Below are 14,193 nucleotides of genomic sequence, written 5' to 3' on the forward strand. Positions count from 1 at the left end.
CGTCCCGGCTCCAGCCGTCCCGGCTCCAGCCGTCCCGGCTCCAGCCGTCCCGGCTCCAGCCGTCCCGGCTCCAGCCGTCCCGGCTCCAGCCGTCCCGGCTCCAGCCGTCCCGGCCCCGGACGTCCTGGCCCCGGATCTCCCGGCCTTGGATCTCCCGGTTGGGGCCCGGATCACGGTCGATCTGGGCGCGGTGGCGGACAACACGCGCACGCTGGCGGCGCACGCCCGGGGCGAGCTCATGGCCGTGGTGAAGGCCGACGGGTTCGGCCACGGCGCGGTAGGGGTGGCCCGGGCCGCCCTCGGCGCCGGGGCCACGTGGCTGGGGGCGACCGGGCTGGGCGAGGCACTCGCGCTGCGCGCGGCGGGGCTCGGCGGGCCGATCCTGAGCTGGCTCAACCCGCCGGGCGCGGATTTCGCCTCGGCCGTGGCCCGCCGGATCGACCTGGCCGTGCCCAGCCTCGCCCATCTGGCCGCGATGCCGCCCGGCGCCCGCGTCCACCTGCACCTCGACACCGGGATGGCCCGCGACGGCGCCGACGCCGGGGAATGGCTCGCGCTGTGCCGGGCCGCCCGCGAGGCCGAGCTGTGCGGGCGGGTCGTCGTGATCGGCGTGATGAGCCACCTGGCCGGGCCGGACACGCCTGAGGCGGTGCGGCGGTTCCGGGAGGGGGTCGCGATCGCGTACGCGATGGGCCTGCGCCCCCGGGTGCGGCACCTCGCCGCCACCGCCGCGACGCTGACCGACCCTGGCACTCACTTCGACCTCGTTCGCACCGGCGCCGGGCTGGTCGGCATCGATCCGTCGGGCACCACGGCCCTGCGCGGCGCGATGACGCTCAGCGCCCCGGTCGTCGAGGTGCGCCGGGTCGCGGCGGGCACCCCGGTCGGCTACGACCACACCTGGCGCGCGCCCCGCACGACCACCCTCGCGCTGCTCCCGGTCGGCTACGCCGACGGGCTCCCGCGGAACGCCGGCCCGCACGCCGAGGTTTTGCTGGGCGGCCGCCGCTGCCCGATCGCCGGCCGCATCTCGATGGACCAGATCGTCGTCGACGCCGGCCCGGGAGAAGGCGCTGGCCCGGGGGAAGGTGCCGGCCCGGGGGAAGGTGCCGGCCCGGGAGAAGGTGCCGGCCCGGGAGACGGTGCCGGCCCGGGAGACGGAGCCGGCCCGGGAGACGGAGCCGGCCCGGGAGACGGAGCCGGCCCGGGCGTTCGGCTCGGCGACACCGCGATCGTCTTCGGGCCCGGCGACGACGGCGAGCCGACCGTCGCCGATTGGGCCGCCTGGGCCGGCACCCTTCCGCACGAGATCGTCACCGGGCTCGGCCCCCGCCCGCACCGCCACGTCATCGGAGGTATCTGACATGTCCCGGATCCGGGCCGCCGTCATCGGTGGCGGCGCCAACGGTGAGCACGAGGTGTCGCTGGCCTCGGCGGCCGCCGTCGCCGCCTCGCTCGACCCCGGCGCGTACGAGATCGTTCGCCTCACGATCGGGCGGGACGGCACGTGGCGGGACGGCGCCGGCGACCCGATCGGGCTGGCCGCCGCCGTCGGCGAGCTCCAGGCCTGCGACGTGGCCCTCCCGATCGTGCACGGCCCCGGCGGCGAGGACGGCACCCTCGCCGCTCTGCTGGAGCTGGCCGGCGTCCCGTACGTCGGCTCGGGTCTGCGGCCCGGAGCGTTCGCGATGGACAAATGGGTGACCAAGCTGATCGCTCAGGATCTTGGCATCGCCGTCGCGCCGGGGCGGCTGCTCACCGCCGGCACGGCCGCCGGATACGCCTGGAGCGGCCCGGTCGTGGTCAAGCCGGTCGCGGCCGGGTCGAGCCTCGGCGTGACCCTGGTGAGCCGGCCTGGCGAGCTTGCCGCCGCGATCGCCGGGGCGCTGCGGCACGACGACCGCGTCCTGGTCGAGCAGGTGATCAAGGGTCGTGAGATCGACGTGGCCGTGCTGAAAAATCCGGACAGGGTGCTGACGAGCCCGACCCTCGAGATCGTCGGCGACGGAATCTTCGATTACACGGCCAAATATGGCGGTGAGACGGCCAAGTTCCTGATCCCGGCGCCGATCGAACCGGCCGCGGTGGCGGCGATCGAGGACGCCGCGACCGCCATGTACGAAGCGCTCGGCTGCCGCGGCGTCGCCCGGTTCGACTTCTTCTTGACCGAGGCCGGCCCGGTGCTCAACGAGGTGAACACGATGCCCGGCTTCACCGAGCACTCGCAGGTCCCGAGGATGTTCGCGGCCGCCGGAATGCCGTACCCGCGGCTGCTCGACACGCTGGTCGGCCTAGCGTGTGGGCATGGATGATCGTCTGCCACGCGGCGAGGTGGCGGCCGCGGCCGCCGTCCTCGTCTCCGGCCTGGTCGAGTACCGGACCCAGGTGTGGCTCGAGTACTCCGGCTGGCGGTTCCTGTTCTGGCTGGTCGTCCTCGGTACCGCCGTGGCCGTGGCGTTGGTCCGCCGGGCGCCGTGGCTTTCCCTGGTGATCGTCTGGCTGATCCCGATCTGCCAGATCGCCACCGGGACCCCGTTCGCGTTCACGCAGGTCGCCGTGGTGGTGGTCGCGTTCGGGGCCGCGCGCTGGGGCGGCCGGGTCACGCTCTGGGCGAGCGGGCTGTCGATCCTGGCCGGAGCGCTGGTCGTGGTGGTCCTGCTGCAGGTCGGCGCCGTACGGATCAACCTGCCGATCGCCTCCTCGCAGCTGATCGCCGGCACCGTGCGCGGGCTGGGCATCGGCTGGCGGATCGGCGTGGCCGTCGTGTTCGTGGCGCTGCTCGGCGCGCCCTGGCTGGCCGGCGTGGCGCTGCGCACCGCCGACCGGGCCCGCGGCGAGGTGGACCGGGCCGCCCGGGAGCGGGCGCGGGCCGAGGAGACCGCCCGGGTCCGGGACGCGCAGACCCGCCTGGCCCGGGACGTCCACGACGTCGTCGGGCACTCGCTCGCGGTGATCCTGGCCCAGGCCGAGTCGGGCCAGTACCTGCCGGACGACGATCCGGCGGCGCTCAAGTCGGCGCTGGCCACCATCGCGACCTCGGCCCGGACGTCGCTCCGGGAGGTGCGCGACGTGCTGTCGGCGACCCGGGACACCGCCGGGGACGACCTCGACAAGCTGATCGACAACCTGCGGTCCGGCGGGCACGAGGTGGTGTCGGGGCAGGACGGGACGCCGCGCCCGGTCGGGGAGGAGTCGCAGGCCGCGGCCTACCGGGTGCTTCAGGAGATGCTCACCAACGCGATCCGGCACGGCCGGCGCGACCGGCCGGTGATCGTGCGGCGCTCGTGGGCCGACGAGGCGCTGGTCATCGAGGTCCGCAACGCGGTGGGCGCGGGCTCGGAAGGCACGGGGTCGGGACTGGACGGCATGCGGGAGAGGCTGGCCGCGGTCGGCGGCGCGCTGACGGCCGGCCGCCGCGACCACGTCTTCGTGGCCACCGCCCGGATACCGCTGACGTGAGCGACATCGAGGTGCTGGTCGTCGACGACCAGGAGCTGTTCCGGGCCGGCGTCGTGGTGATCCTCAACGCGCAGGAGGGGATTCGCGTGGCCGGCGAGGCCGGCGACGGCCGGGACGCCGTACGCATGGTGGATGAGCTGCAGCCGGACGTCGTGCTGATGGATCTGCGCATGCCCGGGTTGGACGGCGTCGAGGCGACCCGGCTGATCTACGCGACGCCGCGCCCGCATCCGGTGCGGGTCCTGGTGCTCACGACGTTCAACCTGGACGATCGGGCGGCCACCGCGATCCGGTACGGCGCGAGCGGCTTCCTGCTGAAGGACACCACGCCCGCGCAGCTGGCCGACGCGGTCCGCAGCGTGCACGCGGGGAACGCGGTGCTCGCCCCGGCCGACCTGACCGCGTTGCTGGAGACGCAGTTCGCGGCGCGGGCGCCGGTGCCGGACGCGTACCTCTCGCTCACCGACAAGGAGCGGATGGTCTTCCGGGCCGTGGCCCGCGGCCTGTCGAACGCCGAGATCGCCGCCGAGATCTTCGCGGGCGAGTCCACCGTGAAGACCCACGTCGGCGCGATCCTGCGGAAGTTGTCCCTACGCGACCGGGTGCAGATCGTCGTCTTCGCGCACGAGCACGGTTTGATTGCATAGAGGGGGCGACGGCGAGAGGTGGTGGGTCCTGTCGCCGCCGCCCGGCTCGCGTGGGGGACTTACTTGCTCGGCTCGGGGACGTCGCACTTGATCTTCGGGTTGACGCCCAGCCAGTTCAGGGGGCCCGCCACGATCGTCACCATGATCGTGCCGGCTTCCGCGCAGCTGGTGTCGCCGGTGTCCTTGAAGTAGCCGCGCTCGTAGGCGGCCACGCTGCCCAGCAGCAGCCAGATGATCAGGATGGCTGCGCCGATGGATCCTGTGCGCATCGGGGGTCTCCTCGGTCGTGGGGATGACCCGGGATACCCCGCCCGCGTCGATCTCTAAACCGGACGGGTCGCCTGGAGGGTGTAGGTCAGCGGCAGCCGGTCGGGCTCCTCGTCGAGCACCCATTCGCCGTTCGGCAGCAGATGCATGCGGCCCGGGAGCGCCTCCCACGGCACCGAGCGGTGCTCGATCAGGCCGGTCAGCGTCATCCCCGCGTCGAGCACCGCGGTGATGACCTCGCCGAGGCCGTGGTTCCACTCGTGGGTGGTGCTGCCGCGCAGCTCGATGTCGGTCTCGACGTACGAGCCGTCGGAGGTGAAGACCATCGGCTCGGCGCGCTCGAAATACGGATATCGCACGACGAGGGCGTCGGTGTTCTCGTCGTCGAGGGACCACAGCATCGGGTGGCCCTCGCGCAGGAAGAGCCGGCCGCCCGGCCTCAGCAGCGAGGCGACCACCCGGGCCCAGCGGGCGATGTCCGGCAGCCAGCAGAGCGCGCCCACTCCGGTGTAGACGAAGTCGTAGCCGTCGCCGGCCACCGCGAGCGCGTCGTACACGTCTGCCTGGACAAAGCGAACATCGGCACCGGCCCGGGACGCAATGCTGCGGGCCTCAAAAAGGGATTTGTCGGAAAAATCTAGGCCGGTCATCGTGGCGCCGAGGCGCGAGAGCGACACGGTGTCGGTGCCGATGTGACACTGCAGGTGGATACCGCGCTGACCATCGAGGGAACCCAGCAGGGGCCGGTCGAAGGCAACCACTTCACTGAGCGCCGCCGGGTCGGCCACCAGCGAGGCCACCGGATAGCCGGGCGACGCGGCATGGGCGGCGGCGCGCTCGTTCCAGTGGCTCAGATTGACGTCGCGATAGTCGGTCACGGGGGCACCATAGACGCCCCGGGGCCGGGCGCGCCGTAGAGTTTCGGAGCAGGTGACGGCAGCAGAGGGGGCGCGACGTTGGAGAGCAGGCGTACGACGGTGCGTGACGTGCGCCGGGCCAACCGGTCCAGCCTGCTCACCGACCTGTTCCACGGCGGTCTGCAGAGCCGCCAGCAGCTGGCCGCGACCACCGCGCTCAGCCAGGCCAGCGTCAGCAACCTGATCGGCGAGATGCTCGAGGAGGGCCTGGTCGAGGAGGCCGGCCTGGTCGGCTCGGACGGCGGCCGCCCGCGGGTGCTGCTGCGGGTGCGGCCCGGCTTCCGCTACGTGGTGGGCGCCGACGTGGCCGAGACCCGGGTGCTGGTCGAGCTCTACGACCTGTCGATGGCCCGGCTGGCCGCGGTCGAGCTCGAACACGACGACGACCCCGACCAGGTGGCCGCGCAGTTGCTGTCCGGCCTGGCCACGGTGACCGCCGAGGCCGGCGTGGCGGCCAAGGACGTGCTGGGTTACGGCGTGGGCGTGCCCGGCGTGGTCGACCGCGACGGCGTGGTCGACTCGCAGTCGACCGGCTGGGACGCGTCGCCCCTCGGCGCCATGCTGCGGGCCGGCACGAACGTGCCGATCTTCGTGGAGAACGGCGCCAAGACCTTCGGCCAGGCCGAGATGTGGTTCGGCTCGGCGCGCGGCGCACGCCACGCGGTCATCATCATGATCGGTACGGGCGTGGGCGCGGCCGTCGTGATGGACGGCCGCAGCTACCGCGGCGCCAACAGCAACGCGGGCGAGTGGGGTCACACCACCCTGGTGTACGACGGCGAGGTGTGTCGCTGCGGTTCGCGCGGATGCCTCGAGGCGTACGTCGGCGCCGGCGGTATCTCCCGGCGGTTGGCGGCCGCCACCGGGCTGGCGGACACTCCCGACCTGGTCGACGCGATGCTGACCGACACGCCCCCCGAGGCCGTACCGGTCTTCGCCGAGACGGTCGGCTACCTCGGCGCCGGCATCGCCGACCTCATCAACCTGTTCAGCCCCGAGCGCATCGTCCTCGGGGGCGTCGCCGGCGCACACCTCGGCGAGCGGTTCCTTCCCGAGATCCGCGAGGCCGCGGCCCGCCACGCCCTGCGCCGTCCGTACAGCCAGACGAGCATCGACCTGTGCACGCTGGGCCAGGACGCGGTGGCCATGGGGGCGGCGACGCTCCCGATCGCCCAGCTGCTGGCCGAGGGCGGCCTGCCCGAGGGGGAGGAGCCGATGATCGCGCTCCCGCCCCGATCGCGCCGCCCGAACGAGCGCAGCCGCCGCTGACGGCGGCGGCGGGGTGAGGGGTGGAGGCCGCCGACGGCCCCGGGGTTGATCCCCGCGGAGCCGCCGGCGGGAGCACTACTCGGCGGAGCGGGTCTGTGCGATCGAGTCGCGGAACCAGAGGGCACTCTGCTTGGGCGTACGCGTCTGGGTCCGGTAGTCGACGTGGACGATGCCGAAGCGCTTGGCGTAGCCCTCGGCCCACTCGAAGTTGTCCATGAGGGACCAGGCGAAGTAACCGCGCACGTCGGCCCCCTGCGCCCGCGCGTCGGCCACCGCCGCAATATGGGATGACAAATACGCGATCCGGTCGTCATCGGCGACAAATCCGGATGTGGTGGGGGCGTCGTCGAAGGCCGCGCCGTTCTCGGTCACGACCAAGGGCAGGCCGGGGTAGTCGTTGTGCAGGCGCATCAGCAGCTGCGTGAAGCGCGACGGAGTGATGGGCCAGTTCATCGCGGTCCGCGGAGCATCCGGCAGCACGGCCCGCACCACCGGATCCCCGGCGGCATCGTGCGTGTTGCCTGATTCGTCGGTCCCGGCGAAGTCCTGCCCGAAGTAGAAGTTGACCCCGAGCACCTCGAACGGCTCCGAGATGATCGAAAGGTCACCGTCCTGGACCGGGAACGCCGACCCGCGAGCGGCGAGATCCGCGACCATGTCCGCGGGGTATTGCCCGTGCCGGAGCGGGTCGAGGTAGATCCGCAACCCCATCCCGTCGGCGCGCCGGGCCGCCTCGCGGTCCTCGAAGGTGTCGGTGACGGGATCGGCCGTGCCCATGTTCAGCGTGATCCCGTAGGTGTGCGGCCGCGTCTCGAGCGCGCGCATCCGCTGCGTGGCGAGCCCGTGCCCGAGCAGCAGGTGGTGCACCGCGCGAATCGAATCGTCGAAGTTCTGCCGCCCCGGCGCGTGTACCCCCACGTTGTAGCCCAGCCACGCCGAGCACCACGGCTCGTTCAGCGTCGTGAACGTGGCCACTCGATCTTGGAGGCGATCGAAGACGAGCGCGGCGTAATCGGCGAACCGGTAGGCCGTGTCCCGGACCGGCCATCCGCCCGCGTCCTCGAGCTCCTGCGGCAGATCCCAGTGGTACAGCGTCACCCAGGGGTCGATCCCCTGGGCCAGCAACTCGTCCACGAGCCGGTCGTAGAACGCGAGCCCGGCCGGGTTCGCGGGCCCGCGCCCGCCCGGCTGCACCCGCGGCCAGGAGATCGAGAACCGGTAGGCGTCCACCCCCAGCGATTTGATCAGGGCCACGTCGGCCGGCATCCGGTGGTAGTGATCGCACGCCACGTCGCCGTTGTCGGCGTTGTGCACGGCGCCGGGCTTCCGGCAGAAGGTGTCCCAGATGGACGGTGTTCGCCCGTCCTCGGAAGCGGCGCCCTCGATCTGATAGGCCGAGGTGGCGACGCCCCACTGGAACGTGGTCGGCAGGCCGGTGACGAGCGGGACAGCGGCGGTGGTGGTAGTCGGGTTCATGTCTCTCCAGTGGGCCGCCTTTAGTCCGGTTAGGGGCGGCGGTGGGGTGGTTGGACGGGGATAGGAAGGGGGCCGGTCCTCAGCGGTGAAAGGACCGGCCCCCACGTCATCCGACGGCTTGCTCGGCCGGATGCAGCCAGCACGCGACGGTACGGCCGGCTCCATCCGGGGTGTCCGGACGGCCGAGCACCGGGATGGCGGTGGAACAGGGCTCGAACGCCCTGGGGCAACGGGGGTGGAACGAGCACCCGGTGGGCATGCCCGCGAGGTCCGGTGGGGAACCGGGGATGCCGGCGAGCTCGCGCCGGGGACCACGCAGGGCCGGGAAAGAGCCGAGCAACCCCTTCGAGTACGGGTGCAGCGCGTCCCGGTAGATGGTGGCCGCCGGCGCCTCCTCGACGATCCGGCCGCCGTACATGATGGCGATCCGGTTGGAGAACTCCACCAGCAGCGACAGGTCGTGCGTGATGAAGATGACCGAGAAGCCGAGCCGTTCGCGCAGGTCGATCAGCTGGCCGAGGATCTGCCGCTGCATCACCACGTCGAGGGCGGTGGTCGGCTCGTCCATGATCACGACCTGCGGCTGCAGGATCAGCGCCATGCCGATCATCACGCGCTGCCGCATGCCGCCCGACAGCTGGTGCGGGTAGGCGTCCATCCGGTCGGGGGAGATGCCGACGAGCTTGAGCATCTCGCGGGCACGGGCGTTGCGGCTGTGCTCGCTCATCTTCGGCTCGTGGGCCCGGAGCACGTCGACCAGCTGCGTCGAGATCTTGTGCACGGGGTTGAGCGAGTTCATCGCGCCCTGGAACACGATCGCCGTCTCGGCCCAGCGGAACTGCCGCAGGTGGCGGTCGGTGAGCGCGAGCACGTCGTAGGGCTCGCCCTTCTCGGGGTGGTAGATCACCTCTCCGCTGGTGATCACCCCCGGCGGCGCGAGCAGGCGGGTCATCCCGTAGGCGAGCGTCGACTTCCCGGAGCCGCTCTCCCCGGCCAGGCCGAGCACCTCGCCCTTGTGCAAGGTCAAATTCACGTCGCGTACGGCGTGCACGGCGCGATCGCCGAGTCCGTAGTCGACGTTGAGGTTGCGAATCTCGAGTACGGGATCCATCACTTCGCCTCCCGGGCCACGGGGGTCGCGCCCTCGGCATTGATCGTCGGAACGAACTGCTGATAGGACGGCGTGCTGGACAGCACCGGCGTGAAGCCGATCCGCATCCGCACGGTCCGGCCGGAGGTCGTCCTGACCTTGGTCTTGCCGGCCGAGCGCAGGCGCGGGCTCACGAACTCGTCGATGCCGAAGTTGATCAGCGAGAGCGACATGCCGAGCAGGGCGATCGCGAGGCCGGCCGGCACGAACCACCACCAGGCGTCCTGGCCGAGCGCCTGCTGGCCCTGCGCCCAGAACAGGATCGTGCCCCAGTTCCAGCCGTTGTTGACGACGCCGATGAACGCCAGCGTGATCTCGGAGAGCACCGCGAAGATGACCGTGCCGACGAAGCCGGAGGCGATCACCGCGGTGAGGTTCGGCAGCAGCTCGAAGCCGATGATCCGCCAGGTGCGCTCGCCGGACGCCCGGGACGCCTCGACGAAGTCGCGCCGGCGCAGCGACAGCGTCTGGGCGCGCAGCACCCGGGCGTTCCACGACCAGGCGGTGAGGCCGATGATCACCGCGATCAGGGTGTCGCTGACGTTGTTCAGCGTCGAGGTGATGATGATCATCAGGGGCACGGCCGGAATGACCAGGATGACGTTGGTGAACACCGACAGCGTGTCGTCCGTCTTGCCGCCGATGTAGCCGGCGCTGACGCCGACCAGCACGCTCAGCGTGGTCGCGATGATGCCGGCCAGGAAGCCGACGTAGATGACGCTGCGGGTGCCGACCAGGATCTGACTGAGGATGTCCTGGCCGAGGTGGGTCGTGCCGAACCAGTGGGCGGCCGACGGGCCCTGCACCAGGTCGTTGCTGCGCGCGCTCGGGTCGTACGGCGCCACCCACGGCCCGATGATCGCGAAGAGCACGTAGATGCCCAGGATGATCAGGCCGGCGGCCGCCTTGCGGTTGCGCACGAAGCGGAACCGCTGCCGCTTGGCCTTGCCGGGCTTCGACGCCTCGGGCTGGGCCATCGAGCCCTGCCCCGGGATGACCTGCTCGATGCTGGAGGTGGGGATCGTCATCGCTCAGCCCTCCTTGCGGGTGCGCGGGTCGAGGAGGATGTACGCGACGTCGGCCAGCAGGTTCGCCAGCAGCACGGCGATCGTGATGATCAGGAAGATGCCCTGCATCAGCGGGTAATCCTTGGCGCCCACCGCCTGCAGCAGCGTGAAGCCGAGCCCCGGGTACGAGAAGACGATCTCCACGAGCAGCGTGCCGCCGACGATGAAGCCGAGCGCCAGCGCGAAGCCGGAGATGTTCGGCAGCAGCGCGTTGCGGGCCGCGTACGAGAGGGCCACCCGCCGCTCGGGCAGGCCCTTGGCGTGCGCGACGGTGATGTAGTCCTCGGAGGCCACCGTCACCATCATGTTGCGCATGCTCAGGATCCAGCCGCTGACCGAGGAGATCAGGATGGTCAGCGCCGGCAGCAGGCTGTGCTGGAGCGCGCTCGGGATGAAGTACTGGTCCCAGGCGGGCACCAGGCCCGAGTCGAAGCCGCCCGACGACGGGAAGAAGCTGTCCGGCCCGGCGAGCAGGTAGATCGCGATGATGCCGAGCCAGAAGTACGGCACCGACGAGAAGAACGTGGTGACCGGCAGCAGGGCGTCGGCCCAGGAGCCGCGCCGCCAGCCGGCGAGCACGCCCAGCCCGGTGCCGAGCGTGAAGCTGATGATCGTGGTGAGGCCGACGAGCAGCACCGTCCACGGCAGGGCCTGGGCGATGACCTGGGAGACCGGGGCCGGGAAGAACGTGAACGACAGGCCCAGGTCGCCGTTGAACAGCTGCTTCCAGTAGTCGATGTACTGGCTCCAGAGGCTCTGGTGCTTGTCGAGTCCGAAGAGGACGTACAGCGACTGGATCGACTTGGTGGAGAGCTGACCCTGGTACTTCGAGATCAGCGACTGGACCGGGTCGCCGGGCACCAGCCGGGGGATGAAGAAGTTGATGGTGATCGCGGCCCAGACCGTGAAGAGGTAGAACGCGATGCGCTGGAGGAGGTACTTCACTTGTCTGCCCCCGCGGGGTCATAGAGCCAGCAGGCCGCCCAGTGACCAGGCTTGTCGCCGATCTCCAGGCGTACCGGCAGGTCGGTCGAGCAGCGTGGCATCGCGGCCGGGCAGCGCGGGTGGAAGCGGCATCCGGTCGGCGGGTGGATCAGGCTCGGCGGCTCGCCGTTGCCCTTGTCCTCCTCGAGCGGGTCGACGTCGCCGGTGAGCCGGTCCGGGTCCGGCGCCGAGTCGATCAGCAGCCGGGTGTACGGGTGCGCGGGCGTCTGCGTGACGGTCTCGCTGTCGCCGCCCTCGACCATCCGGCCGGCGTACATCACGAGGGTCTCGTCGGCGAAGTAGCGGGCCGACGCGATGTCGTGGGTGATGTACAGGATCGCGAGGTTGAGGCGTTCCTTGAGGTTCCGCAACAGGTTCAGCACGCCGAGGCGGATCGACACGTCCAACATGGACACCGGCTCGTCGGCCAGCAGCGCCTCGGGCCGGGCGCCGAGCGCGCGGGCGATCGCCACCCGCTGGCGCTGACCGCCGGAGAGCTCGTGCGGGAACTTGTCGAGGTAGCGCTCGGGCGGCGTGAGGCTCACCCGGGTCAGCAGCTCGGCCAGCGCCGCCTCGAGGTCGCCGCCGTCGTTCTGGTGGATCAGCAGCGCCCGCGTCAGGTGATAGCGGATCGTGTGGATCGGGTTCAGCGAGGCGAACGGGTCCTGGAAGATCATCTGGACCCGGCTGGCGTAGGAGCGGAACGCCCGGCCGCCCTTCACCCGGGTCGACGCGCCGTGCAGCTGGATGTCGCCGCCGGTGCGGGGGTAGAGCTGGGCGAGCAGGCGGGCCACTGTGGACTTGCCCGAGCCCGACTCGCCGACGAGCGCGACCACTTTGCCGCGCCGGAGGGTCAGGTGCACATCGTCGACGGCGTGCACCGCGTCGTGTTTGGAGGTGAAGAGATCACGCAGTTTCCGGCGTACGGGAAAGTGCTTCGTCAGGCCGACAGCCTCGAGCACCACTTCGTTCGCCGGGGCCTTGGCGTCTTGAACCGACGTCATGCCACTTCCTTCGAAGATGGGGCGCCGCTCCCCGTCATCGGACGGGGAGCGGCGTGGTGCGATCAGGAGTTGGCGGGCTTGAGGTGCAGGACGACGTCGAGCGCGTACGGCTGGGTGGGCTGCATGCCCGCGTACGGGTCGGCGTCGCTCGGCCAGCCGGTCCAGTTCTTCGTGCTGTAGGCGCCGCCCACGTTGTCGGAGCCGACCGGCAGCATCGGGGCCTGCTCCACGAAGATCTTCTGGATCTTGTTCATCGCGGTGGTGCGGTCGGCGTCGCTGGTGGCGTTCGCGTACGCCTTGAGCGCCGCGGTGGCCTCCGGCGACTTGAAGCGGCCGAAGTTGCCCTGCTGAGCGGCGGTGCCGATCGGCTTGAGCATGTCGCCGTCCATGACGGTCTGGTAGATGTCGTACGGCGTCGCGCCGCCGTTGGTCCACCGCATCGTGGCCTGGAAGTCGCCCTTCTGGACGTTCTGGTCCCACTTGTCCTGGTTGGCCTTGTCGACCGTGGCCGCGATGCCGATCTCGGCCAGGTTGGTCTTGATGATCTCCAGCGTGGTCTGGTAGTCGGACCACGGCGCCGGGTCGGTCAGGGTGATCTTGACCGGCTTGCCGGACGGGTCGGTCAGCGTGGTGCCGTTCAGCTTGTAACCTGCGCCCTGCAGAAGTGCCTTGGCGCCCGCCACGTCCGGGGTCAGCTTCTTGTCCTTGTACTCCGGCGCGATGAACGCGTCGCCGGCGCCGTTCGGCAGGCCGGTCACGCTGTCGATCTGCGGGTGGAAGTACCCGGCCTCGGCCTGGTTGAAGATGTCCGCCCGGTTGATGACCATGTTCATCGCCTGGCGCAGCTTCGGGTCGTCGAACGGCTTGATCGTGGTGTTGATGTACAGGCCGTGGATGCCGAGCACGCCGGGCGCCCAGATCTTGTGGTTCTGCGGGTCCTTCGAGACGAAGGTGGCCTGGTAGTTCGGGATGAAGACGAAGCTCCACTCGGCCTCGCCGTTGGCCAGGGCGGTGGTCTGCGCGCTGTTGTCCGCGTAGGACACGTAGCGCAGCTCCTTGACCTTCGGCAGGTCCTGCCAGTAGCCGCTGTCCCGCACGCTCAGCACGACGCCGCCCTGAGTGAACGACTTCAGCGTGTACGGGCCCGAGCCGATCGGGTTCTTGTTGATGTCGGTCGCCGGGTCCGCGATCTTCTCCCAGATGTGCTTCGGGACGATCGGGGTGTTCGCCATGATCTTGTTCTGGTTGACGAACTGCGGCGCCTTGAACGTCAGGTGCACGACGTTCCCGTTGACCGTGATCTGGTCGTACGGGATCGCGTACTGGTTGAGCGCCTCATTGCCCTTGAGCAGCGTGAACGTGTACGCGACGTCGTCGGCGGTGAGCTTCTGACCGTCCGACCAGGTGGCGTTGTCGCGGACCGTGACGTCCGCCGACTTGTAGTCCGCCGCCCACTTCACGTCGCTCGCGAGCCACGGCTTGGCCGGGTCGGCCGGCTTGACCGGGTTCCACTGGGTCAGGGGCTCGTAGATCATCCACTTGTAGCCGAGCGCGTTGGCCGAAGAGGTGCCGGCGAACGGGTTGTGGTTCTCGGTCTGGGTGCCGTTCGGCATGCCGATCTTCAGGAAGTCGACCGACTTGTTCGCGTTCGCGTTGTTGGCGTTGGGCGAGTCGCTGCACGCGGCGAGACCGCCGCTGGCGAGCACTCCCGCCACGGCGACCGCGAACAGTTTCCTTCTCTGCATCGCAAATGCTCCTCAGATGAAATGGGTGAAGAGGGGTGCCCGAGGGCGTGCGGTATCGCGGTTCCGGCCCGGGTGGCCGGCTCCGAGAGCTCGCGGTGTGTTTCGTGATCGGTCGTCGGGGCGCGACGACAGAGCGGAAGCTATGGGATCAAGGTCGCCGGGGCGCGGCGACGGAAACGGACGCTGACGGGTCGGATCGCCGGGGCGC

General features: G+C 70.7%; 13 protein-coding genes and 1 pseudogene. 5 read left to right on the plus strand and 9 right to left on the minus strand.

What is annotated here, in order from left to right:
* Window positions 1-223 (minus strand): annotated as a pseudogene (locus ACIA5D_RS21050) (hypothetical protein); the annotation flags it as partial.
* Between ACIA5D_RS21050 and alr the strand changes: the two are divergent.
* The 4 genes from alr to ACIA5D_RS21070 are packed head-to-tail and all read left to right on the plus strand — an operon-like array spanning window position 191 to window position 4,106.
* Complete coding sequence (gene alr, locus ACIA5D_RS21055; protein WP_396031821.1) at window positions 191-1,363, plus strand: alanine racemase; 1,173 nt, start codon at window positions 191-193, stop codon at window positions 1,361-1,363. The pseudogene ACIA5D_RS21050 and the gene alr sit on opposite strands and share 33 nt — an antisense overlap.
* A 1-nt stretch (window position 1,364) precedes the next feature.
* Entirely contained in the window at window positions 1,365-2,312 is a 948-nt protein-coding gene (locus ACIA5D_RS21060) for a D-alanine--D-alanine ligase (protein ID WP_396031822.1), read from the plus strand.
* Complete coding sequence (locus ACIA5D_RS21065) at window positions 2,305-3,459, plus strand: sensor histidine kinase (protein ID WP_396031823.1); 1,155 nt, start codon at window positions 2,305-2,307, stop codon at window positions 3,457-3,459. The genes ACIA5D_RS21060 and ACIA5D_RS21065 overlap by 8 nt, the downstream gene beginning before the upstream one ends.
* Window positions 3,456-4,106, plus strand: coding sequence for a response regulator (locus tag ACIA5D_RS21070; RefSeq protein WP_396031824.1), 651 nt, complete (start codon window positions 3,456-3,458; stop codon window positions 4,104-4,106). The genes ACIA5D_RS21065 and ACIA5D_RS21070 overlap by 4 nt, the downstream gene beginning before the upstream one ends.
* Before the next feature lie 59 nt (window positions 4,107-4,165).
* On the opposite strand, the gene ACIA5D_RS21075 is transcribed toward ACIA5D_RS21070, so the two are convergent.
* Window positions 4,166-4,375, minus strand: coding sequence for a hypothetical protein (locus tag ACIA5D_RS21075; protein WP_396031825.1), 210 nt, complete (start codon window positions 4,373-4,375; stop codon window positions 4,166-4,168).
* Window positions 4,376-4,429: 54 nt separating this feature from the next.
* On the minus strand, window positions 4,430-5,251 hold the full coding sequence (locus tag ACIA5D_RS21080; RefSeq protein WP_396031826.1) for a class I SAM-dependent methyltransferase: 822 nt from the start codon (window positions 5,249-5,251) through the stop codon (window positions 4,430-4,432).
* 99 nt (window positions 5,252-5,350) lie between these two features.
* Between ACIA5D_RS21080 and ACIA5D_RS21085 the strand changes: the two genes are divergently transcribed.
* Window positions 5,351-6,559 (plus strand): ROK family protein, encoded by a 1,209-nt coding sequence (locus tag ACIA5D_RS21085; protein ID WP_396031827.1) that lies wholly within the window; start codon window positions 5,351-5,353, stop codon window positions 6,557-6,559.
* A gap of 75 nt (window positions 6,560-6,634) precedes the next feature.
* Here ACIA5D_RS21085 and ACIA5D_RS21090 read toward each other — a convergent pair whose 3' ends face one another.
* From ACIA5D_RS21090 to ACIA5D_RS21115, 6 genes are all read right to left on the minus strand, one after another.
* Window positions 6,635-8,035: a GH1 family beta-glucosidase gene (locus tag ACIA5D_RS21090; protein ID WP_396031828.1), complete on the minus strand. Its 1,401-nt coding sequence runs from the start codon at window positions 8,033-8,035 to the stop codon at window positions 6,635-6,637.
* 106 nt (window positions 8,036-8,141) lie between these two features.
* On the minus strand, window positions 8,142-9,146 hold the full coding sequence (locus ACIA5D_RS21095; protein ID WP_396031829.1) for an ABC transporter ATP-binding protein: 1,005 nt from the start codon (window positions 9,144-9,146) through the stop codon (window positions 8,142-8,144).
* The gene (locus ACIA5D_RS21100; protein WP_396031830.1) at window positions 9,146-10,213 is read right to left on the minus strand and encodes an ABC transporter permease; all 1,068 of its coding nucleotides are present in this window, start codon (window positions 10,211-10,213) and stop codon (window positions 9,146-9,148) included. Before ACIA5D_RS21100 ends, ACIA5D_RS21095 begins: the two co-directional genes overlap by 1 nt.
* 3 nt (window positions 10,214-10,216) lie before the next feature.
* Complete coding sequence (locus ACIA5D_RS21105; protein ID WP_396031831.1) at window positions 10,217-11,197, minus strand: ABC transporter permease; 981 nt, start codon at window positions 11,195-11,197, stop codon at window positions 10,217-10,219.
* Window positions 11,194-12,240, minus strand: coding sequence for an ABC transporter ATP-binding protein (locus tag ACIA5D_RS21110; RefSeq protein ID WP_396031832.1), 1,047 nt, complete (start codon window positions 12,238-12,240; stop codon window positions 11,194-11,196). The genes ACIA5D_RS21105 and ACIA5D_RS21110 overlap by 4 nt, the downstream gene beginning before the upstream one ends.
* A gap of 62 nt (window positions 12,241-12,302) precedes the next feature.
* Complete coding sequence (locus tag ACIA5D_RS21115; RefSeq protein ID WP_396031833.1) at window positions 12,303-13,985, minus strand: ABC transporter substrate-binding protein; 1,683 nt, start codon at window positions 13,983-13,985, stop codon at window positions 12,303-12,305.
* Window positions 13,986-14,193 lie beyond the last annotated feature (208 nt).

Source organism: Actinoplanes sp. NPDC051513, from assembly GCF_044454685.1.
Taxonomy (GTDB): Bacteria; Actinomycetota; Actinomycetes; order Mycobacteriales; family Micromonosporaceae; genus Actinoplanes.